Source organism: Okeania sp. SIO2C2, assembly GCF_010692625.1.
Lineage (GTDB): Bacteria > Cyanobacteriota > Cyanobacteriia > Cyanobacteriales > Microcoleaceae > Okeania > Okeania hirsuta.
The window spans coordinates 88,420-111,033 of sequence record NZ_JAAHGM010000015.1; the positions used below are offsets into that span (position 1 = coordinate 88,420).

Sequence of the window (22,614 nt, forward strand, 5' to 3'; positions counted from 1 at the left end):
TGACTATGCCCATGCAATTTTCCCTCCTGACTCCTGAGGACTGACTCTTTCTTCAAGAGAAGCTTCATAAGATGAATAGATTTGCTGGTATTGCTCCTGGGGAAAATTCCTGAATACCCATGATGGGAGCTTCACCATGAACTTGGTTGAATAAAAAGTCATATATAGGGGCGAGTAATACCCAATAAATTACACGATATCACAATTTTGGTGAGGATGCAACGGAAAAATCTTTGGCACGTAGCAGGAGCTTCATAGAATGAGGCTTTGGGATTTTCGACTAAGGAGGCTTTAGAACTGAATTTTTCCCTAACTCAAAAACTTAATCGCGGGCAAAGATACCAAATGACTTCTATAAATAGATAGGTATCAAATGGGTTTTATGAGGTCTTCCATAGTTAATAAAATTAAGGTACTATAGTAATCTGTCTATAATTATCTATACAATAACTTTCATGGCTGTACCAAAGAAGAGAACTTCCAAGTCTAAGACAAATATGCGAAAAGCTCAGTGGAAGCGTAAAGCAAGACTGGAGGCACAGAAGGCCCTATCCTTAGGGAAATCAGTTCTCACTCAACGTTCCCACAGTTTTGTATATCCAAGTGCTGAGGAAGAAGAGGAAGAAGATTAATCAATGGGAGAATTGGGGAAAATAATGTCCAATTCTCCAAATATTTAAACCATTAGACTAATTTATCCTAGCAACTGGCAAAATGAACATCGCATCACCAAAAGAATAAAAACGATATTGTTGGGCGATCGCCTCCTGATATAAGCTAAAAAGGCGTGTTCTACCAATCATTGCGCTCACAAGCATCAGCAAACTAGAGCGTGGTAGATGAAAATTAGTAATTAGACCTTCTACTACTTGCCACTTGTAGCCAGGATAAATAAATATATTGGTATAACCAGAAAATGGTGAGAGAGAAAGTTCCTGACTATTATTATTCTGATTAGCCAGTGCTGCTCCCTCAAGAGCTCTAACTACTGTCGTTCCAACGGCTATGATACGTCCACCTTGAGATTTTGTTTGATTAATTTTGTCTACAACTAATGACGAAACTTCAAACCATTCCTCGTGCATATCATGGTTAGTAATGTCTTTAGTCTCAACTGGCCGAAATGTACCAAGACCAACGTGTAGTGTAATGAAAGCTAGTCTAATATTTTTTTGTTCTAGTTTCTCTAGTAATTCATCAGTAAAATGTAAACCAGCAGTAGGGGCAGCGACCGCTCCTGAAACTTTACTATATACAGTTTGATATTGTTCTGTGAAAGCCTGTGAATCTGTAACATAAGGTGGAAATGGTACATGACCAAATTGGTCTAGCAACTCCATTAAAGAAATTCCCTGAGGTAAGTTAAATTGTAAAAAGCGCCCACCAGTTTCTCTATCTGTTGACAATACTGTTGCCTGCAACTTATAATCACGCCCTAAAGATGAATTAGGTTCAAATTCAATTGTTGTACCATTGCTAAAACGTTTACCAGGCTTGACTAAAGCCAGCCAACAATCATTGTCCACTGGTTTGAGCAACAATATTTCTACCCGAGCACCAGTAGTTTTGTGGCCATAAAGCCTCCCAGGAATAACGCGAGTATTATTTAAAACTAGTAAGTCTCCTGATTCGAGTAAATCTGGTAAATCTCTAAAAATACAATTATGATGTGTAAGTGAATCTACAACCATTAAATGAGAACTATCCCTGGGGACAACGGGGTTTTGAGCAATTAGCTCTTGGGGCAGTTCATAGTCATAAGCATCAATAGACCAATCTACCTCAGTCATATTAGTGATATATAACTCGTAATTGGGTAAAATCCCCCAGATAAATTAGGGTAGTTTTCCCCTAGTGATATGCTACACATTAAGAGAAAATATAGAGTATATAAGTACAGAATTAATTTTCAGAGTGTAGAGCAGATGTATCTGTAGTGAAACATAACAGATTGATCGTCTAGTTCAAAACTCTAGACATTCTAGAACATAAACCTAAATTATTAACTAGGAAGCGGCAACATCCGCCCCGCTCCCTACAACCGTTTTTCATTGCCTTTAATTTTTCCTCTGTAGTAGCAAAAGATTTAGAGGTTAAACCGAGGGAAAAGCAGTAGTTTTCAGCGGTAATAGTTAGATTGATATGGAATACCTTTACTTTATAGCAAATACTAGCCTCTGCCTGAGAGTAGTTGAATACCTATGCATTAATCATCAACTACCGCTTCAATTTATGACTGTGATTCATCAAATTGATGGTTGGGTAGTAAAAATCAAAATGAGTCACTACTTAACTCCTCAACAACATGGGGATTTTAGGGCTTTTATGAATGAATTAGGAATACCTTATCAGCCTGATATCCGTATCAGAATGGCATTGTGGAGTCTAGAAACTGGACAATCACCTTTAAGTGTGATGAGACGCTATCAGGTAGCAATAGTATCTCATGGCCAGCCTAATCAGGAGGAAATAGAATCATTCCGTACCCAATTTGTCAAGGGTTTAGGGTATTGTCCCGAAACTTTAGGTTGAGCTATAGTTTTACTCTTACTTTAATTTGTACCTGTACTTGTACTTGTACATTAATCATATTAGTACCGGTACAACAAGAGTAAGACACACTTAATTTATTCTTTATAATTTAACTTACTTTTCTAATTTGCACAGCATTCTACAGTTGAGAGCCTTTTGGTCATAAGGAATAGAAGTAATTTGCATTAAAATTGGTTTCTCATTCCAGCCTACAAAAATATCAAATATCAAAGGAAGAAGAGAGCTAGGCGGTTTTAACCCTTGGATGAAAAATGAGTCACGGAATTGATTCTGTAGTCTGATAGTCCTATAATGAAATTAAAGGTTAGCCTATGGATGTTCCAGACTTTTGCTTAGTGCTTCTGGTGGCATAGGCAAATTATTGAATACCTCGCATTGCTGAAAAGAGGGATGAATTTTGGAAGTAGGGAAAATCTATAATGATTGTATGATCTATGTTCTATCTGGATATGAAGCAAACAGAGATTTAGTACCTATAACCCTACTGACTACTAAAAATCATACTGTTATTCAACAACGCCTAATACCTGATTAACTCTAAACGAGTTTAATCCAGGTCAGAGGCAGATATAAAGGCAGAAGGGATATAATTTTGTAAGACAAGTTGATAACCTGCTAATTCTAAAGAATGTCCCACCTTAATAGTTAACTTAGATAGTTGCTCCTGTAATGATAGAAATTTCGATTGAGGATAATCTTTTTGAGTATAATTACACTTGACTAAAGCTACATCGAATCTACAAGAACAATCTGCTAATTCTGGGCGATCGCTTAAAAATATTTCTGCGGTTTGCCATAATTTGGCTTGTTTTGCTTCTGTAACTGCCAGTAAACCATTTTTATCCCAGTTACCCCGACTACGAGTTTTGACCTCCACAAATATCAGAATTGGAAATTTTTGAGCTTGGTTATCTTCCAAAGGAGAAGTTTTTAGGGCAATAATATCTAACTCTCCCCAGCGACATTGCCACCGTCGATGGAGTATTTGCCAACCTTCTTGAGTTAACCATTTTGCCACTAAATCTTCTCCCAACAGACCTCTGTCAATTTTTGAGGAAGAAGCAGATTGCTTAGTTGACATCTTCATATTACCCTTTGCCTTCGGGAAAAGTTTCCCTACTTTAGCCCTGTTCCATATACCTCACCATGACCAAGCATTCACCTGAAAATGATATTACTCTCCTCTGTCTCAATACTCCTCAGTTAAGAAAAGTTATCGGTTTAGACAAGTAGGGTGGATAGCCATTTGAAAGTTCAGGCTAAAATCTCGACACCAGAATCTGTGGCCCAATTAGCAAAATTACCAATTGACTCATTGGTAACTGTAAAGCTGCCATCACTATCTGAAAAAGCTACAGGCATTGTACCCCAACCCGCATCTTGTCGTAGAAGAGCAACATCAGTTCGATTATCACCATTGAAGTCACCCGTTAGAACTTCTACACCAGAATCTGTGGCCCAATTAGCAAAATTACCAATTGGCTCATTGGTAACTGTAAAGCTGCCATCAGTATCTGAAAAAGCTACAGGCATTGTACCCCAACCCGCATCTTGTCGTAGAAGAGCAACATCAGTTCGATTATCACCATTGAAGTCACCCGTTAGAACTTCTACACCAGAAGCTGTGGCCCAACTAGCAAAATCACCAATTGGCTCATTGGTAACTGTAAAGCTGCCATCAGTCTCTGAAAAAGCTACAGGCATTGTAACCCAACCCGCATCTTGTCGTAGAAGAGCAACATCAGTTCGATTATCACCATTGAAGTCACCCGTTAGAACTTCTACACCAGAAGCTGTGGCCCAATTAGTAGCAAAATTACCAATTGGCTCATTGGTAACTGTAAAGCTGCCATCAGTATCTGAAAAAGCTACAGGCATTGTACCCCAACCCGCATCTTGTCGTAGAAGAGCAACATCAGTTCGATTATCACCATTGAAGTCAACTATATTCTCATACATTTGATCACCTCATAATTATTCATTGACATCTTAAAATTTTGAGAACAGTCTAATACCATTTCTCTGTAACAATGCGCTTAATAATTGTTGTTCAGACCTGATACACTGACTATTCTCATCTTTAATATTAGAGTTGTTGGGAAATAAAAATTTAAAATGCTCAAAAGCTTACTGTATAAGGCTTTCAGAATTTTACACTTGAAAATAGCTATAAACTTTGACTGATAAGGGTTTTAGCCATTTTTTGTGCTTAATTCCCAACAACTCTATTAAGTACCACTTCATAGAGAAGGAGGAAGTATAACATATAGCAACATGATTTGAGTTGTGAGATATTGGAAACTTTTAGGGAACAGGGAATAGGAAATAGGAAATAGGGAATAGGGAATAGGGAATAGGGAATAGGGAATAGGGAATAGGGAATAGGGAAGAAGAGAAAAACGTATTATATGAATATAATAATTGCCATATTCTATACTTTTAAGGAACACCTCAATTCTCACAACTGATTCCTGATTGCTATAATTGTGTGTGAGGTATCAATATTGATTGGTTTTCGCGAAGGAAGCTCCCACAGGCCGGAGAGCGTGGCTCTCCAACCAACGTTGTGATCAAGAAAAGCTCATTTTGGTTTATTCTTCTTATTATGGTTATGGACTGCCTGGAGTAAATTAGACAGAAGTAGCATGAATTTTAGACAACAAAAAACTTCCCAAATTTTAGTCAGCTTCGTCTTTTCACTAATAGTATATCTCATTACTATTGGGGCAATAACTGCCTTAATATTTACTAACCCGACACTCACTCTAGCTGATGAGTATAACAAGCAAATATTAGTGGGTGTAGATTTTTCTGGTCGAGACTTAACTGATGATTCATTTACTAAATCTATTCTGCGTAAAAGTGACTTCAGTAATTCAAATTTAAGTGGTGTTAGTTTGTTTGGCGCTCATTTAGAAGGAGCTAATTTAGAAGGAGCTAATTTAAGCTATTCTACTTTGGATAATGCAATTTTTAACAAAGCAAATTTGACTAATGCTATTTTAGAGGGTGCTTTTGCTTTTCATACTCAATTCCGTGGTGCAATTATTGATGGAGCAGATTTTACAGATGCTTTTTTACGAGCAGATACTCAAAAGGAGCTATGTAAAATAGCTCAAGGTACGAATCCTATTACAGGTAATAACACAAGAGATACGCTCTTTTGTGATTAATTTTATTGGCTTGATTTGAAGTAATCAGGCAGAGGGAATGAGCAGAAGTAAAAGTTAAGTACATTTATTTCGATCTTCCCTTTTTTATTTTCAATATATGGGAGTAAATCCTATTTTTGATTGGTATTTTATTAGATAGATAACCACACAATAATTCAATAGTTGTAGTAAAAAAGATTAGATAGGGTGTGTGACAGTATGCTTACCATTTCTGGAATTACGGTCGGTTTTACACTTGACCATGTGCTGGAGGATAGTGCGTTATTTCACACGCTTCGTACCCTATGTTTTTGATATTTATCTGACAAACACTGTATAAGTTACGCCGTTAATCTCATCAATTAATACTTTAGTATAGCCCTAGGAATATGAGAAAATTTATTGATTTTTAGACCTATTATTCCTTGTTATTTCTTGTATCTTGTATAGCAGAAGTAAGAAGGAATAATTTTGTGTTATCTGAGTTTTATAGCCATCGAAGCCAAGATTAGGACATTTCTAAATGATCTAACTCAATTATAGATTATTTTTGACTTTTGTCTTGCCCATAGCGCTATAAGACTATCAAATAATTTAATATTAATTAAACTTATACTTAATTAATTAACATATTTATAATTTAAACTAATTTTGACAAAAAAAGTTGAAATGAGCTATCGAAAGCCAAATTTTAGCGAAAAATCGCAATTTTGTGCCTGTATGAGCAACCTTTTCATAAACGCTACAAGTCTTGATATGCAATAAATACAGAGTTTTTGCTTCTCAGCCAATTTTGATGTATATTGATAACAAATGATTCGCTCTGCGTAGGTGCTTATTAAAATGAATCATGTTTTTATTAATTAGGGTTTGCTGAAAAAGTCTTATGGGTGAGGGTAGGAGACAGGAGACAGGAGACAGGAGACAGGATAAATGGGTACTTAGAGGAGGTAGGAGCGGGCGTTTTGTCCCAAGATTGTTCTGCTCAACTCTTGACCAAAATCCTGAATTTTTGAACCATTACCACCTAAAACCTCGCACCCCCTCCAGACCTAAAATTGCTCAAACTAATACCAGTCAATACGCGCGATATTTAATCAGCAAACCCTAATTATTCATAGTATAGCAGTCGAAGCAAAGGGCACGGACGTTAAGCTAAGCGAACAGCATCATCAACTCTCCATAGGAAAATCTTCTATTGTTGCTTCTGACTTTCTGACTGAGTTTTTAATGGGAAACCATTGACATCCTCCCGAAATTGCGCTTACGCTACAACGTGGGATTTCTTAACATCAATAACTTTTTGTCTTAAGTCGTAGCTATAAGGAGCAGGCATAATCTTTCCTAGATAATTTTTCTCTATTAGACATCTCCAGAAAAGAGGCAATAAGGAATAGGGAGAAGTAATTGATAACTTACGGATAAGAATTGATTTTATTTTTTTTTGGAGAGGTCTATTATGTCCGCGCTCTTTGCTTTGACTCCTATCAGCTTTTAATATGTCCGTACATTTCCTTCAATTGCTATAAAATCAAAACATTATTTTGTACAGCTTCACATCAAATTGGTATCAGGAATTTTGGCGTTGGTGAATCAAGCGATGAAACCTAAATTTAGCGAAATATAAAATGCTTTTCAGTTAATAGTTAGACAATTGCCATTAAAGCACAATCATACCCACGCATTACCAACGCTTGATTTTTTTAGTTAGCTAATTCGCCTAAAGGTACTTGTATTAAATCATAGATAGTGGTGCTTCTTAATCTCTCCAGTTCCTGAATCCACTCTGATTCTGAATAGAATTTTTCTTGATACTTTTTAGCCAATTCAAAGTCTGTCGATAAATCAGTATTTTGCCACATACTTAAAACAGTGCTACGACGTTTTCTACACATAATTAATTCGATAGTTGCTATGGCAGAACGAATTTCTAAAGGCGCTCTAAGAATATTTCTATTTGGCTTTTCATCTAAATAAAAAAGATGCTCTACTTCCGATAGTTTATCTGGAGCGTCTAAACAACTATCTTGTAATTTTGAAATTAAATCATCTGAGTCAGTAATTTGATATTCAGACATATTTTCTACATCAATAATTTGTTTCCACAAAAATCGATTGTGAGACAAACTAAACTGTAAATCTCTAGCCTCCATTGCATCTTTCACATCTTGGCGATATTTCGGGCAATGTAAATAAATACGCAGTAATAAATATTCTGCTTCTTCTAATAAATTAGGTTCTGTAGGTGGAGATAAAACTTTCTGTAAATTATTATTTTTTCCCTGAGTGAAATTTATACTATTGTGTCGATAATATTTTAACTGTTTTGCTACTAGCAATGGTGCTGATAAAAACTTGTTCTCTGCTAAAAGCTTTTTCCAATGAGTAACAACTTGGTTCAACAAATTTTCAGTAAGTAATGAAACCCTCCGAGAATCTCCTTGACTCAAAATATCTGCACAATATTGAAGATAATAAGTAAGCTGATTATCGTTAGTTATTTTCGTTAAAATTTTAATCATTTGTTGAGTTACTTGACCATACTCATCAGCTAAAATAAAATTTTTATTTGCTGCAATATTTTGAATTTGCCAGTCAATCCATAGAGCAGAATTTTCTAATAATTCCTGATACTTTTCAGCAGAATAATTTTGCAAATATTCATCAGCATCTTTCCCATCAGGAATATTCAATATTCGCAGTTGAACTTCCCCACTATAAGCAAGATTTTCTATTTCTCCAATTGCCCGGTCAGTAGCTTGAATACCCGCTCGGTCGGCATCAAAATTTAAGATAATTTGTTTAGACTCTGTATAACGTAAAAGTTGTTTAATTTGAATAGAACTTAATGCCGTACCTAGAGAAGCAACAACATTATTAATTCCCACAGCATGGAGAGCAATTGCATCAAAATATCCTTCCACAACCACAGCTTTATCCTGTTTTGAAATAGCAGTTTTTGCCTTATCCAAACAAAATAAAATTTTACCCTTATCAAATAATTCAGTTTCAGGAGAATTCAAATATTTAGGTTGTTCATCACTCAAAGTTCTCCCACCAAAACCAATAACTCTACCTTGCGCATCATTAATAGGAATCATCAAGCGATCGCGAAATCTATCGTAATAACTATTACCTGATTTTCTAGGTAAAATTAATCCTGCTTTCTCCACTAATTCTGCAGGAAAACCTTTTTGTTCCACCAAATAACCATAAATAGTTTCCCAACCATTAGGAGCGTAACCCAGTTGAAATTTTTGAATAGTTTCTTCTGTAATTTGACGTGAAAATTTTAAATACTCTAAAGCAATTTTTCCCTGGGACTGTCTCAAAGCGTGTTGATAAAAACTATTAGCCATTGCCAAAATTTCATAAAGTTGTTCCCGCAGAGAAATTTGACGTTGAAACTCTTGTCTATTTTCTGGTGATTCCGTTTTAATTTGTATTTGATAACGTCTGGCTAAATCTAACACTACATCACTAAAAGAAGACTTACCAACTTCCATCATAAATTTCAAAGCATTACCACCTGCACCACAGCCAAAACAGTAGTACATTTGTTTGCTGGTACTAACAGTAAAGCTAGGAGTTTTTTCTTCATGAAAAGGGCATAATCCTACATAATCTTTACCTCGCTTTTTTAAGACAATATGCTCTGATATAACATCATAAATGTCAGCTCTTTCCTTCACTTCTGTAATAGTATCTTGATGAAAACGAAAATTATTCATAGAATTTATTAAATAATTGATTGTCAATGATTTTGAGGATTTGTGATCTGTAATCTGTTTGGCATTTAAACTGTGATAATGGCATTGCCTTTATTTTATTGATTTGCTATTCATTAAACATTTTTCAGACTTCATAAAAACTTTGGCTATTGCTTATTTTGAGAAAATCCACGAATCTTTTTTTATCTGAATACCCCAAGGCTCCCATCACATTTATTCTCTCTTTTCTTCGGTCTCCTCTAACTTTTTTTATTCGCCCTTTTTTACACCAATTTTTTCTAATGATTACTCTCAAACTAAATCCACTTTTGTCCTAAAACCATACCTGAATACCCTTAGGCTTTTCCTTTTCTATTCTTAAAATACTCTTCTATTTTTTTTGAATGCTTTTCTATTGTGAGGATTTTGTTGGAATTTTCAGCTACATTTTGCCCAAAGGTAAACGTACTTTTTTATTTCTAATATTCTCCTCACTTGCGAACTACTTAAGTTAATTCCTGTTGTATCCTCTAAGTATTTTGGTAATCTTTTGGTTGTCCATAGCCTTAATTCATCATCCTAGTTCTTGAGGTTCTTTTTCGACTATATTTAATGATGTTTCTATATATTTCTCTGTAGCTTTTTGATGATTACCTTTCATTCTTTCATCTTTGAGACTCTCTAGGTTATCTGGATCTCCATGGACGCACCAGTAACATACTTTCTTCTTTGAGCAACCGATAAATTCAACAATCTCTTGTTGTGTTTTTCCATCATTTAGTAATCATCAGAATTCTTTCTCTAATATCTCCATTTTCTTCTCTTTTTAGAGATTTTTGCAGTTTTTATTTCTGAGCTGATGTGAGATTATTTTTGCCTGGCATATTTCTTCTTGTTTTTTCCGTTTCTAGTTTTTAATTATACCAATTTAAGCTTATAGCATTTCCTATCAGAAGTGAGGGGACAAAATTCATTTGTTTTATGGAGTAGGGAGTAGCTCACAAGGGTAAGTTTTTGACTTTCTGGTTGCGACTAGACTTGGAAGAAAAAAGCGTAGATATAGCAATGTGCGCTGGCATATTTACAAATTGTAGGAATTGTCCAATAGCTAAAAGTCTTATATTATTCCTTCGGAATGCTGCGCAAACAGATTTTTATTCCCCCTATTGCCTGTTGCTTTCCGGAGCTGTTGCCTGTTGCCTGCGCCCAGGGCTATATTATGAGTTTGAATGTATTTATGCTTAACTTGTCCACTTTACCCTTTTGTCTAATTTGCCTGACCCGCGTTATCCCTTAATTGTCAAAAATATACCCTTGCAAGGTAGGGAGCAGGGAGTAGTAATTCGGGAAACAGGAAATAGAAAATAAGAAAAACAACTGTACCTCAGTAAATTGAGAAATGCTATAGCAATTTTCTTTGAATTGTGAAATATTTTAGACTTTTAAGGAATAGGGAATAGGGAACCTTGAAGTCATAAAATTCTCATCCATAATTCTGAATTTCTCTAGTTGAAAGATATATAGCTATCCTAGATAGAAGATAAATATTAGCTACAGAGCAAGATAAGTAACTCTCTGTATTTAGATAACTAAAATTTGTTCAAAACCTATTATATGACAACTTATGACAACTATAGTATTTCCATTTTAGGCGTAAACATAGATGATGATTTTTGACTACAAAAAAATTTATCTATCAATCATCTTCCCCTATTCTTTGTTCTCTCTTAAATGTAAATTCTATATATCTTTCATATATATCTCAGTTCTATTCTGCCTAGCAAAAATTTACAACTTAAATAGAACTACTGGAAAGAAGAGCTTTTGCAAAAGTCAATATTAAATCTTTTTTCCTTTCGTCCTTTTATCTTCTATTGCTCCTGATCCCTGTCACTTATGTGGCGAAGTCTACAGTTGAGAAAAAGAGACAAATTGTTTTACCATATAAATTTATCCAATATCATCTGGAAATCAGCCACGGCTCTCAGTCCGATTATTCTTGTGGACAAGTGGTAGAAAATATATCTAAATATTTTGGATGATTAAAATCAGTTCAATTTTGATTTTAATTTACATTTGCAACAATTCTTGACAGTTGTTAATAATTGTAAGTATTCAGAATAAAAACTATAAATATTAAATTAAAAAAAATTGGTTTCAAGCTAGATCAAAAAATATCTAGCAATTTACGAGGAAATGGGTAAACAGTGTTCCAACGCATAAGGCAGGATTTAAAAAACGACCTAATTGCAGGCTTACTGGTAGTCATACCATTAGCTACAACAATTTGGTTGACCATAACTATTGCTCGGTGGGTAATAGATTTTTTGACAAAGATCCCCAAGCAAATCAACCCCTTCGATGGTTTACACCCAGCTTTAGTGGGCCTACTAAATTTCTTAGTAGGACTAGCAGTACCATTGCTAAGTATTCTAGTGATTGGGTTAATGGCTAGAAATATTGCTGGAAGATGGTTATTAGATGTAGGCGAGCGAATACTACAAGCTATTCCATTTGCAGGGTCAGTTTACGGCACTCTCAAACAAATCTTAGAAACTCTACTCAAGGATTCTAACGAAAAATTTCGCCGTGTGGTACTTGTAGAATATCCACGTCAGGGAGTTTGGACTATAGCTTTTGTCACTGGTACGATTAGTAGTCAAATTAAATCTCATCTAGGAGACTCAATGCTAAGTCTTTTTATTCCAACTACTCCTAACCCTACATCTGGTTGGTATGCTATAGTGCCAGAAAAAGATGTGCTTAACATTTCAATGTCAGTGGAAGATGCGTTTAAAGTTCTCATATCAGGTGGAATAGTAACTCCAAATCAATCAGTACGTCCAGAAAAAAATTCAAATGATCGACTCAAACCTCTACTTTTAGATAGGGAAGACTATCAAAAATTTTCCACTGAAGAGGATTGAACGACTGATAATGAAAGGCTATCAAAAACTGTCAACGACCCAACAGTAATTCTGAGAATATTTAGAATATAATTTTGCCTTGGTAAAGCCAGTCTTTATTAAGTCTTAGTTGACCCGCCTAAGTATTAATTTACTACGTTATTTAAGCGAGGGCGACCTTCAGATGTTTCAACAGTCTGTAGCTCTATCACTAACTATTAAATATTCTATTTGGGTATTGAAAGTGTAGTTAGTCTTAAAAGCTTAAATAACATTTGGTAGTTGGATATTACCCTAGTAATAGGAGATTTTTAAATGTTAAATATAAATTCAGTTGCAGCTTGTGTTGGTACTTCTACTCCAGATACTTTGAATATTTGTAATTATCAACCATTAATAATTAAAGCAATGGCGTAGAGGTAGTAGACAAATGGTTAAGCCACATAAATATGTTTTTCCTAGAACTAAAGCCAAACTTAGAAAGAAATCATTCTATAGCTTCCAAACCGGAGATACTGTTAAAGCTATAGTAACCAAAGTTCAACAATTAATAATTAATAATTAATAATTAATAATTACCTCTCCTTGAAAATAAGAGGATTGACTAATCATGAAAATTTTTTCTTTTCTTGGTCGATGGTCGGCCAGCGAGGAGAGCCGTTCTTGCAGACCCGCTCCGCTAAAGCCATCCCACCCTTCGGGAAGCTGCGCTAACGACCGCTTTTTTCTCCTTTAAAGGAGAGGCTTTAAACCTTAATTATTCGGTAAAAAATTGGTACTTATGTTAGTCGAGTTGCTGTTATAAAAACTGGAAAATTCAATATTAAAACTTAAACTGAAACAGTCCAAGGAATTAATTATAAGTATTTTCAACAATTAATAATTAATTCTTAATTATTAACAATTACCTCTCCTTGAAAAGAAGAGGATTGACTAATCATGAAAAAATTTTTTTCTCTTGGTCGATGGTCGGACAGCACAGGTTTCGGAGCCATCCCTCCACCGCTAAAGGAGAGGCTTTAAACTTTAATTATTCGGTAAACACTTGCATGAAATAGATGGTTATACTTATAATTTCAGTGAATTGGTCAAACAGAAAACTACTGATTTTCTCAAGAAAGTAGTTGAGGTTTTAACTTTACCAGTTCAACTTAGTATATTTGATACTTCTGAGCTAACTACTGTTGGCGTTAGTATTACAAAGCAAAGTACAACCAAAAGTTAGAAGGAAAAAGAAAAAGTTTAATGGCACTGAAGGAGAATAATTAAGTTTGTTTTAAGTTAATAGAGGAAAGTAATTTATTTGCTGGTTGCTTTCCTCGTGGCACTAAATTAAAAATTATAGTGTAGGTCTTCAGCAACTATTTAAGATGAACAAAGCTCCTCGCTCCACAGCTCGCGAACTAGCTCTGCTTGGTCTCAGTCAATTACCAACAAATTCAGGCAGTCTAGAAAAAAAGCAACTTCAAGAAGTCATACTAGCAGCAGTTAGGACTCTCAGAGCTGAAGTCCAAGATATTTTAGAAACTGCTGCAGCAGAATTACAGAGAGGGAGCGATCGCCTTCTCAATAGTCAAATTAGTGCTAGTGATGTTCAAAGTGCAAGTTCGATGGTCCACGAAGCAGTGGAGTTAGGCCAAACGGCAATTAATCGTATTGGCACTGCTGTCGAATTACCAGAACTAATTCAACTAACTAATCAATTAGAAGTTCGCAAGTATGCTTTAGAAATTTTGACAAAAGTGAATGATAATAAAGAGGAAATTGATAATTTATTGAGAGAATCAATAGTAGATTGGCAAATAGAACGTTTGCCTAGAATAGATATAGATATTCTCAGAATTGCAGTGGTAGAAATGATGTTTATTGGCATTCAAGAACAAGTTGCAATTAATGAAGCTGTAAAATTAGCCAAGCGTTACAGTAGTGAAGATGGATATAGATTTATTAATGGGGTATTGCGAAGAGTGCTAAATAAAATTAGTTTAGCTTGAAGAGTTATAGCAGAAGGAAGAAGGAAGAAGGAAGAAGGAAGAAGGAAGAAGAAAAAGTATTATGTTGTCTGAGTCTTAAGCTTTTGATCTGTTCTAACCTTTGCTTCGATTGCTATATTATAGATATAGTTGTCAAAAGTTAAAATTAAGGTCTTTGCTTTGACAGTAATTATGTAAAAAAACTATAGTGCTACACTCAAATTAATACCAAATTGATAAATGTTGGCTACAAATAGTTAGGGTATTTCTTGGAATTCACGACTTAGGAAGACCGAGTTAGAATGAATAGCTTCAATACCAGTTTTTAGGTCATAAATTCTCTTTACATAACTGCTAAAAAATTCTTACAGCACTTTTGAGGAAGCGAGAAGTACGGCTTAATATTAATCTCTATTCCCTATTTCCTAAAAGTGAGGTGCAGTTTAATACTAATCTCTATTTGCTATTTCCTATTCGCTAAACTCATAAAACTTTGTACCTCATCAACTCCAAAACTGCTGTAACTGAACTGTATTTACCTAAGTCCTATCTGACAAAAAAATTAACTGGATCGAGAGTCAAGGAATTTATTCCTAAATGTTTTAGGTATTATAGCAATTTAAAATAAATAGGGTTTGCTGAAAAAGTCTTATGGGTGAGGGTAGGAGACAGGAGACAGGAGGAATGGATCGGGAGCGAGGAGGTAGGAGTAAGAATTTTCCCTTGATTTTTCTGCCATAATCATCCCAAAATACTAGCTTTATGCAGCTCTTTCCACTGAAAAGCTGGTACTTTTTTAGACCAAAAAATGCTAAAACCAATATCAGTCAATGCTTTTATCTTTAATCAGCAAGCCCTCAATAATGTTACGAATAATAAGTGCGAGAAAATGACTTTCTAGGATATATCCCTTTGACCAACAAAATAATTTATGAACTAAGAAAAGGCATAGAAACTATTCATTCTGTACGTTTCCCTACCAACTGCTTCCCTACCTGAGGACTAAGAAATACCCTAGCTTTTTGTAGCAAATACTTATCAATTTGATATCACAGAAAATGTAGTCGGAACAATTTTTCCTACATTTTTCTGCTGTTATCTACTCAAAATGCTCGCATTTCCAGCTTAAGGGAAAAACCTTGCACATCTATATATCAGTACTTTTAGATTTAATCAGCAAGCTTTAATTATCTAGTTTTACAAAGTATTTATGCTTAAGTTATTCAATTTTTATTGGCTTTTGTCTAAGTTAAATTATGATGAATTATAGACTATAAGTACTTAGTTAGAGTCTGATTAATTAGTCATAGTAAAAATGTTTTCTCTGATAAATTTATCCCTATTCCCAGAACCGGTGTTTCCTATTCTCTAAAATTTTTATTGTGGGTATTTAAAGATCAATGATATTAGCAACCAACTGATGTTTGTGGTACTTTTTATTTATGTGAGAAATTGACGTGCATAATTTGAGTTACAAGTAGTTGACAGGGTATTTCATATTAGTAAGGTACACCAGTCGCGGGCAAGATGCCTACACTGGAAAAACTTTATCATTCTTATGTGTACCTCATTTACCTGAAATCTGCTGTAATTAATCAATAAGGAAATAATTTATGGTTTCCACAAAGCAGGTTATTGAGTTTGGATATTCACAAATATCTGACAGCAATTTTCCAATGGATAAACTATAAGTCTGGAAAATAACCCCAAAATATTTTGTGGTTTACTCAAACAAAAAGTTCTGTAATTATGCGATGGTTGAACCCAACTCAGTATAAAATAGACTATTTAAAATAGTAATATCTAAAATAAATATGGTTTTTAATTGGTTCCGTCGTCAATATAATGACAGCTCAGACAAAACTTCAAAAGACACATCTAAACCTGAAGTTGAAAAAGAACAGAAAGAACAGGTAGAAGATAAAGTTGAATCACAAGCAAAATCAACAGAAGAGTCAGGACAGACAACAGAAGATTATTTGAGTTGGGCTAAAGCAGCTTACAAAAATCTTCAAGAAAAGAAAAAAAATGATTCACAAGAATCTCAAATCGCTACAGACACTTCTGATGTAGAGGAAAAGCCAGAAAGTGAAACACCCTCAACAGAGACAAAAAACGAGCCAATCATATCAAATCCTCTTCCAATAATAGAGCATATTGCAGCAGAAAAAACAGAATCCACAGAAACAGATACCCTGGTTAAACCAGTTCCAATAGTAGAGGAAACCCCCTCTAGCCAAACAAAACCAACCGAAGCAGAAACTCAAGTCAAGCCAGATTCAATTGTTGAAGAAACTCAAACATCAGAACAACTACCTTTCTGGGCTAAGGCTCAAGCAGAAAGACAAGCAAGGGTAGAACGTCTCAAAGAAACTGCCATAGAAGAACCAGAACCAGAAACTCTTCAGAAAACAACTGTAGAAACTGAACTAGAAGAAATAGACCCCCTAATACTTGATGAAGCATTTCTCTGGTCAGCAGAAATTTTAGCTGCTCAAGGACGTCGCCCAGATCAAGTTTCTGTGGAAGAAATTTCTTGGCTCACGAAATTACGAAAAGGTTTAGACAGAACCCGACGCAACTTACTCAATCAATTACGGGCAATTGTTGGCCAAGGACCGCTAAATCAAGATGCGGTGATGGAAATAGAGTCAATGTTACTGCAAGCTGATGTAGGAGTAGAAGCAACAGACTTAGTTATAGAAACCCTACAAAATAAATTGCGTGAAGAAGTTTTACCCCCAGAAGAAGCGATCGCCTATCTGAAAAGCATTTTAAGAGATATCCTAGATCAGCCATTCAAAGATGCTGAAACAATTAGTCCTGCCTACAACTTAACTTTTGTCCCAGAAAAGGATACCTTGAATATTTGGCTGGTTAATGGTGTAAATGGGGCAGGTAAAACCACAACTATCGGTAAAATTGCTCATTTAGCTACTAAGTCAAACTACAGATGTTTAATTGCAGCAGCAGATACATTTCGAGCAGCAGCAGTAGAACAGTTAAAAATTTGGGGACAACGGAGTGAAGTAGAAGTAATTGCTAATCCTGGTAAGAATACTGACCCAGCAGCGGTAGTGTTTGATGCTATAGTAGCAGCTCAAGTCAGAAATACAGAATTATTACTGGTGGACACTGCTGGAAGACTACAAAACAAGAAAAATTTGATGGACGAACTTAGTAAAATCCACCGCATAGTGCAGAAAAAAGCACCAGATGCAGTGGTGGAATCTCTACTGGTTTTAGATGCTACACTTGGTCAAAATGGTTTACGGCAAGCAGAAGTATTTGCAAAAGCTGCTAAACTTAGCGGAGTAGTCTTGACAAAACTTGATGGAACTGCTAAGGGTGGTGTTGCACTAGCTGTTGTCAAGCAACTAGGTCTACCGATTCGTTTTATTGGTGTGGGAGAAAGTCTAGAAGACCTCCGTCCATTTTCTAGTTATGAGTTTGTTGAAGCTCTTCTAAGTGGTTAGAGATTTATCACTCTTAACTGTTGAATATTGGTAAGGATATAGCAGTAGTAGTAGTGAAAAAACGGATGTATTTTTCGGTAGAAGTGTAAAAGTAATTAAGGCGGGAGTATCAAACTATATAATTTTGATTTTCCTATATTAGGTTAGTGTGTTGAGGATATTTTTTGAATTAAGAATCATCCTTGAAATTTACTTGAAACTACAAGAAATAAAAATAATCAAGCTAAATGTTGATATTTTTTTCAGTATCTAGTAATAATTAGTATGAAAAATAACTTAAAATCTAGCTGTGGGAAAAAATCAATATAGCAGCAATATTATTCATACTTTGACGCTGAAAAAAACTGAGATAGACAAAATTATTGTTTGGTAACTGAACCTTAATTATTGTTTGCTCTTCATCTAAAAAATAATATTTATAGCAGAAGGAAGAAGGAAAAATCTTATGTTGTCTGAGTTTTAAACTTTTGAACTGTCCTAACCTTTGCTTCAACTTCTATGTATATATATACGAATGCTTCAACTTCTATGTATATATATACGAAGCCTAGAAAAAATCAAATATTGAATATTAATTAAAATTATAGTAGTGATGCTTAATATCATTTTATATTGGTCAAAAAAATATACTTATTTTGTAATATTATTGGCTCAAATTGGAACTAAAAATTTCCCAATAGCAAGAAAAATTCAGCATAAAATTTACAAAAATAGTAATTCAAGCAAAAATCAATAATTTCAAATATCATCTATGAAAAAGATACACATTAGATAAAAAAAACATAAATTCAGCATTTATTTTGAGCTGATAATTTTATAATTATGGTTGAAAAATCGTAAGCATTTAGCCGTCAGCCATCAACTATCAGCTATCAGCTATTGCTTTTAGTTTACAATCAAAGCAATATTTAATTGTCTTACTACAAAAGTTGGTTCCCTTGCCCTTAAAGTCTATATTAATTTAAACACTGTTCTTAAGGAGAGAGTCTTGTTGCGGTCGAGGTGACAGCTAATAGCTGTTTGCGCAGCATTCCGCAGGAAATGCTTACAAAAAATCAAATATTGAAACTATAAAATTTAGTTTACTTAGGAATTTATCCTGAAGATATTGTGGATAAATTAATAGACTAAATATCCTAAATTGAGGGAATAAAATTTTATCTAAAAAAAATCAAACTCAAGAAAGTCATAGCACCAAAGCAAATAGCTCAAATCAAAACTCTTAGCAAAACAAGACACAGACAAGATAACACCAACTAGAGAAACCAAAATTTGTCAAAACTTGAGTTAAAAATGTATAACTAACCATCAAACATCAACAAACTTTAAGTAAATCAAATCTATATATCAAACAAATGACTATAGTGCCAGTACATCGAAACTACCCTGAACCAACAAACCAAACTACCAGTGAGACATCTTCACCAATAACATCAGTATATGCTCTCAAACAAATGGTGGCCCGTTTACACAAAGAACAACAAAATGTTAATGATTTATTAAGTTCGCTTGGCTTTGCCTTGCGTAGCTTCAATAATCTAAATCAGTTTCTAGAATTGATTCCTCTAATTGGTTGTCGAGTAACCGATGCTGATGGAGGAGCACTGGTATTATTTAAACCCAATGGTCAAGTGAGGTTCCAACAACTACACTGCCAAGAAGGTCGCCAATGTCAAGATATTCGCCAGGCATTAGAAGTAGCAACTCGTCAATTTATTACAGAAACAACCTTACCCGCAGAACTACAAGAAATCTCAATTCAAACCGCTAGTTTGGACTATCAAGTTAGTAACTACCTAGGCAATGATGTTCAATTATTTGGGGCATCAATTCTAGTAAATAACTCAGAACGAGGTCGTCTATATGTATTTAGTCACGACCCAGAATATATCTGGACACCAGCTAGACAAAAATTAATTCGTCTAGTAACAGACCAGACCGCAGTAGCTATTGCTAATGATGAACTAGCTACATCCTTACGAGAAAAGGAACGTTTGGACAGAGAGCTAGAAATAGGAGCAGAAATTCAACTGCAACTATTGCCTCCAGAATGTCCAGAAATTCCTGGTATTACCCTTGCTGCTCGTTGTCAAACAGCAAACCGAGTCGGAGGAGACTATTATGATTTTATCCCCTCCAACTACGACCAGTTGAATTCCAAAAACAAAACACAGCAACCCTGTCGCTGGAGTATTGTGATTGGAGATGTCATGGGCAAAGGTGTACCTGCTGGTTTAATTATGACTATGACTAGAGGAATGTTGAGAGCTGAGGTATTAAACCGCCACTCACCAGCACGAGTACTACAGCATTTGAACCAAGTAATGTATGCTGACCTGGACAGTTCTCATAGGTTTGTGACTTTGTTTTATTCAGAGTACGATCCAGAAACCCGCATTTTGTCCTATAGCAATGCGGCCCATCATCCTCCAATGTTGTGGCAAGCTGCTAGTAAGTCTATTGTACAGTTAGATACTTTGGGAATGTTAGTTGGTTTAGAAGTAGACCCTGAATACCATGAAGCACAAGTTAAACTCAATCCAGGAGATACTATTATTTATTATACAGATGGGTTTACAGATGCAGCTAATCAAAATGGTGATCGTTATGATGATATTAAATTGAGTGAAGCTTTCAAGTTTGCGTGTCAAAATTACCGAGAACCACAAGAAATATTAGACTACCTATTTGCTCAAGTAAAACAATTTGTTGGTGAAGGAAACCATAATCCAGATGATATGACTCTAGTGGTGATGAGAGTAAAATATTCTACAGAAGAATAAATATATGATTATTAATATAATTGTAAGCATTCAGCCGTCAGCTATCAGCCATCAGCTATTGCTTTTAGTTTTATATAAAAGCTTTACTAATTGAGTCGGAATTTATACTTAACTATAAAAGCTGGCTAAAACAGTCTATATTCATTAAAACCCTCTGCTTTTGCTGATATCTGACAACTAATAGCTGTTTGCGCAGCATTCCGCAGGAAATACTTATATGTAATTTCCACAAGTACACCAGGTTTTACCCCGATGATTTATAACGCTAATATTCTAGATTTGTTGGAAATAAAAATATTGTCTAGTTGCCAACTTTTGGCTCAACAAGTTGATGTAAACTTATGGTCTGATGTGCAAAAAGCTTGGAGCAACTTTATAGAATGTGGTCAATTATGGGCACTATTAGTTGGTCTAGTTATTGGTTGGATGGTTAAGAGTATTTTGCCTTAATTGCTAACTATTATAGCAGAAGGAAGAAGAAAGAAAGAAGAAAGAAGAAAGAAAAAGCTTGCGATGTTTGAGTTTTGAGCTTTTGATATGTCCTAACCTTTCCTTCGACTGCTATAAAACCTAACATCTGAATAGAGTTAAATAGAAAAAAAATCTGCAAAATGACGCAAGATAAACAAACTTGGAGCAAAAGATTTGAAAAGGCATTGCATCCTACTATAGCTAAATTTAATGCCAGTATTAGTTTTGATATTGAATTGATTGAGTACGATATTACTGGTTCGGTAGCTCATACAAAAATGTTGGCTAAAACAGGTATTATTTCCGCAGAAGAAGGTGAAAAGTTAGTTAAGGGTTTAGAACAAATTCGTCAAGAGTATCGAGAAGGAAAATTTCACCCGGATGTAGATGCGGAAGATGTTCACTTTGCTGTGGAAAAAAGGCTTACAGAAATTACTGGGGATATAGGTAAAAAATTACATACAGCTAGGTCGAGAAATGACCAAGTAGGAACTGATACGAGACTTTATTTACGATCAGAAATTCAGCAAATTAGGGCTTTATTAAGAAATTTTCAATCATCTTTATTGGGGTTAGCTGAGTCTAATATAGAAACTTTAATTCCTGGTTATACTCATCTACAAAGGGCACAACCTTTGAGTTTAGCTCATCATCTTTTGGCTTATTTTCACAAAGCTGAAAGAGACTGGGAACGACTAGGAGATGTTTATCGCCGAGTGAATGTTTCTCCTCTTGGTTGTGGTGCTTTAGCAGGTACAACTTTTCCTATAGATAGACACTATACTGCTGAATTATTAAAGTTTGAAAAGCCTTATGCTAATAGTTTGGATGGGGTAAGTGACCGAGATTTTGCTATTGAATTTCTCTGTGCAGCTAGTATAATTATGGTGCATTTAAGTCGTTTGGCAGAGGAAATAATTTTATGGTCATCTGAAGAGTTTAGGTTTGTTACTTTAACTGATAGTTGTGCGACTGGTTCTAGTATTATGCCTCAAAAGAAAAATCCTGATGTGCCAGAGTTAGTTAGGGGAAAAACAGGCAGAGTTTTTGGTCATTTACAAGGTATGTTAGTCATAATGAAGGGACTGCCACTAACATATAATAAGGATTTACAAGAAGATAAAGAAGGTTTATTTGATACGATAAAAACAGTTAAAAGTTGTCTAGAAGCAATGACAATTTTACTCAATGAAGGTTTAGAGTTTAATAGCGATCGCTTAACAGAAGCAGTTTCAGAAGATTTTTCTAATGCCACAGATGTGGCCGATTATTTGGCAGCTCGTGGCGTACCATTTCGAGAAGCTTATAATTTAGTAGGTAAAGTTGTGAAAACTTGTATTTCTACTGATAAATTATTGAAAGATTTAACCCTAGAAGAATGGCAAAAATTACATCCAAAATTTGCAGCAGATATTTATGAGGCGATCGCTCCCGAAAAAGTAGTATCTGCACGCAATAGTTATGGCGGTACAGGTTTTGAACAAGTAAAAAAAGAAATTGCTACAGCCAAACATAAATTTGTAATTTAATTTTATTTAATTGTCAGACTCTAGATTTGAGACTTGGCAACTCAAATCTAGAGTCTGACAT

The 22,614-nt window shown here is 34.9% G+C and carries 17 protein-coding genes; 11 read left to right on the forward strand and 6 right to left on the reverse strand.

Going from position 1 to position 22,614, the window contains the following annotated elements; all coding sequences use genetic code 11:
- The first annotated feature begins 455 nt into the window (after positions 1-455).
- Positions 456-632, forward strand: coding sequence for a 50S ribosomal protein L32 (gene rpmF / locus F6K18_RS15085; RefSeq protein ID WP_287521924.1), 177 nt, complete (start codon positions 456-458; stop codon positions 630-632).
- A 57-nt stretch (positions 633-689) separates the two neighbouring features.
- Here rpmF and queA read toward each other — a convergent pair whose 3' ends face one another.
- Positions 690-1,790 carry a tRNA preQ1(34) S-adenosylmethionine ribosyltransferase-isomerase QueA gene (gene queA, locus F6K18_RS15090; protein WP_287521926.1) on the reverse strand — a complete coding sequence of 367 codons (1,101 nt, stop codon included), beginning with the start codon at positions 1,788-1,790 and terminating at the stop codon, positions 690-692.
- A 352-nt stretch (positions 1,791-2,142) separates the two neighbouring features.
- Here queA and F6K18_RS15095 point away from each other — a divergent pair, with 352 nt between their 5' ends.
- On the forward strand, positions 2,143-2,532 hold the full coding sequence (locus tag F6K18_RS15095; protein WP_287521927.1) for a hypothetical protein: 390 nt from the start codon (positions 2,143-2,145) through the stop codon (positions 2,530-2,532).
- Between the two features lie 568 nt (positions 2,533-3,100).
- Here F6K18_RS15095 and F6K18_RS15100 read toward each other — a convergent pair.
- A complete protein-coding gene (locus F6K18_RS15100; protein WP_287521928.1) occupies positions 3,101-3,634 on the reverse strand; it encodes a YraN family protein in 534 nt (177 codons plus the stop codon).
- Positions 3,635-3,807: 173 nt separating this feature from the next.
- Positions 3,808-4,512: a VCBS repeat-containing protein gene (locus F6K18_RS15105; RefSeq protein WP_287521929.1), complete on the reverse strand. Its 705-nt coding sequence runs from the start codon at positions 4,510-4,512 to the stop codon at positions 3,808-3,810.
- A gap of 686 nt (positions 4,513-5,198) precedes the next feature.
- Between F6K18_RS15105 and F6K18_RS15110 the strand changes: the two genes are divergently transcribed.
- Both F6K18_RS15110 and F6K18_RS15115 read left to right on the forward strand, forming a co-directional pair.
- Positions 5,199-5,726: a pentapeptide repeat-containing protein gene (locus F6K18_RS15110; RefSeq protein ID WP_287521930.1), complete on the forward strand. Its 528-nt coding sequence runs from the start codon at positions 5,199-5,201 to the stop codon at positions 5,724-5,726.
- An 865-nt stretch (positions 5,727-6,591) separates the two neighbouring features.
- Complete coding sequence (locus F6K18_RS15115) at positions 6,592-6,816, forward strand: hypothetical protein (RefSeq protein ID WP_287521931.1); 225 nt, start codon at positions 6,592-6,594, stop codon at positions 6,814-6,816.
- Positions 6,817-7,408: 592 nt separating this feature from the next.
- Here F6K18_RS15115 and dnaG read toward each other — a convergent pair.
- The 3 genes from dnaG to F6K18_RS36635 form a co-directional block, all read right to left on the reverse strand.
- Positions 7,409-9,436, reverse strand: a complete 2,028-nt coding sequence (gene dnaG / locus F6K18_RS15120; RefSeq protein WP_287521932.1) for a DNA primase — start codon at positions 9,434-9,436, stop codon at positions 7,409-7,411.
- Between the two features lie 124 nt (positions 9,437-9,560).
- Complete coding sequence (locus F6K18_RS15125) at positions 9,561-9,731, reverse strand: hypothetical protein (RefSeq protein ID WP_287244685.1); 171 nt, start codon at positions 9,729-9,731, stop codon at positions 9,561-9,563.
- 122 nt (positions 9,732-9,853) lie between these two features.
- Positions 9,854-9,931, reverse strand: coding sequence for a hypothetical protein (locus F6K18_RS36635; protein ID WP_287244703.1), 78 nt, complete (start codon positions 9,929-9,931; stop codon positions 9,854-9,856).
- A 1,691-nt stretch (positions 9,932-11,622) separates the two neighbouring features.
- Between F6K18_RS36635 and F6K18_RS15130 the strand changes: the two genes are divergently transcribed.
- The 7 genes from F6K18_RS15130 to argH all read left to right on the forward strand — a co-directional run bounded on the left by F6K18_RS15130 (position 11,623) and on the right by argH (position 22,553).
- Positions 11,623-12,342: a DUF502 domain-containing protein gene (locus F6K18_RS15130; protein ID WP_287521934.1), complete on the forward strand. Its 720-nt coding sequence runs from the start codon at positions 11,623-11,625 to the stop codon at positions 12,340-12,342.
- A 1,024-nt stretch (positions 12,343-13,366) separates the two neighbouring features.
- Entirely contained in the window at positions 13,367-13,546 is a 180-nt protein-coding gene (locus F6K18_RS15135; protein WP_287244680.1) for a hypothetical protein, read from the forward strand.
- Positions 13,547-13,691: 145 nt separating this feature from the next.
- A complete protein-coding gene (nusB, locus tag F6K18_RS15140) occupies positions 13,692-14,315 on the forward strand; it encodes a transcription antitermination factor NusB (protein WP_287521936.1) in 624 nt (207 codons plus the stop codon).
- 1,793 nt (positions 14,316-16,108) lie between these two features.
- Complete coding sequence (gene ftsY / locus F6K18_RS15145; protein ID WP_287521938.1) at positions 16,109-17,770, forward strand: signal recognition particle-docking protein FtsY; 1,662 nt, start codon at positions 16,109-16,111, stop codon at positions 17,768-17,770.
- Between the two features lie 1,355 nt (positions 17,771-19,125).
- Positions 19,126-20,553, forward strand: a complete 1,428-nt coding sequence (locus tag F6K18_RS15150) for a PP2C family protein-serine/threonine phosphatase (protein ID WP_287521939.1) — start codon at positions 19,126-19,128, stop codon at positions 20,551-20,553.
- Positions 20,554-20,805: 252 nt separating this feature from the next.
- The gene (locus F6K18_RS15155) at positions 20,806-21,003 is read left to right on the forward strand and encodes a hypothetical protein (protein WP_287521940.1); all 198 of its coding nucleotides are present in this window, start codon (positions 20,806-20,808) and stop codon (positions 21,001-21,003) included.
- 161 nt (positions 21,004-21,164) lie between these two features.
- Positions 21,165-22,553: an argininosuccinate lyase gene (argH, locus tag F6K18_RS15160; RefSeq protein ID WP_287521941.1), complete on the forward strand. Its 1,389-nt coding sequence runs from the start codon at positions 21,165-21,167 to the stop codon at positions 22,551-22,553.
- Positions 22,554-22,614 lie beyond the last annotated feature (61 nt).

What these genes read in the sequence shown, in the direction of transcription:
- ftsY (WP_287521938.1), top strand. Translation starts at nt 16,109, where the DNA reads ATGGTTTTTAATTGGTTCCGTCGTCAATATAATGACAGCTCAGACAAA.
- queA (WP_287521926.1), bottom strand. Translation starts at nt 1,790, where the DNA reads ATGACTGAGGTAGATTGGTCTATTGATGCTTATGACTATGAACTGCCC.
- argH (WP_287521941.1), top strand. Translation starts at nt 21,165, where the DNA reads ATGACGCAAGATAAACAAACTTGGAGCAAAAGATTTGAAAAGGCATTG.
- nusB (WP_287521936.1), top strand. Translation starts at nt 13,692, where the DNA reads ATGAACAAAGCTCCTCGCTCCACAGCTCGCGAACTAGCTCTGCTTGGT.
- F6K18_RS15115 (WP_287521931.1), top strand. Translation starts at nt 6,592, where the DNA reads ATGGGTGAGGGTAGGAGACAGGAGACAGGAGACAGGAGACAGGATAAA.
- F6K18_RS15095 (WP_287521927.1), top strand. Translation starts at nt 2,143, where the DNA reads ATGGAATACCTTTACTTTATAGCAAATACTAGCCTCTGCCTGAGAGTA.
- dnaG (WP_287521932.1), bottom strand. Translation starts at nt 9,436, where the DNA reads ATGAATAATTTTCGTTTTCATCAAGATACTATTACAGAAGTGAAGGAA.
- F6K18_RS15110 (WP_287521930.1), top strand. Translation starts at nt 5,199, where the DNA reads ATGAATTTTAGACAACAAAAAACTTCCCAAATTTTAGTCAGCTTCGTC.
- F6K18_RS15150 (WP_287521939.1), top strand. Translation starts at nt 19,126, where the DNA reads ATGACTATAGTGCCAGTACATCGAAACTACCCTGAACCAACAAACCAA.
- F6K18_RS15105 (WP_287521929.1), bottom strand. Translation starts at nt 4,512, where the DNA reads ATGTATGAGAATATAGTTGACTTCAATGGTGATAATCGAACTGATGTT.
- rpmF (WP_287521924.1), top strand. Translation starts at nt 456, where the DNA reads ATGGCTGTACCAAAGAAGAGAACTTCCAAGTCTAAGACAAATATGCGA.
- F6K18_RS15155 (WP_287521940.1), top strand. Translation starts at nt 20,806, where the DNA reads ATGATTTATAACGCTAATATTCTAGATTTGTTGGAAATAAAAATATTG.
- F6K18_RS15100 (WP_287521928.1), bottom strand. Translation starts at nt 3,634, where the DNA reads ATGTCAACTAAGCAATCTGCTTCTTCCTCAAAAATTGACAGAGGTCTG.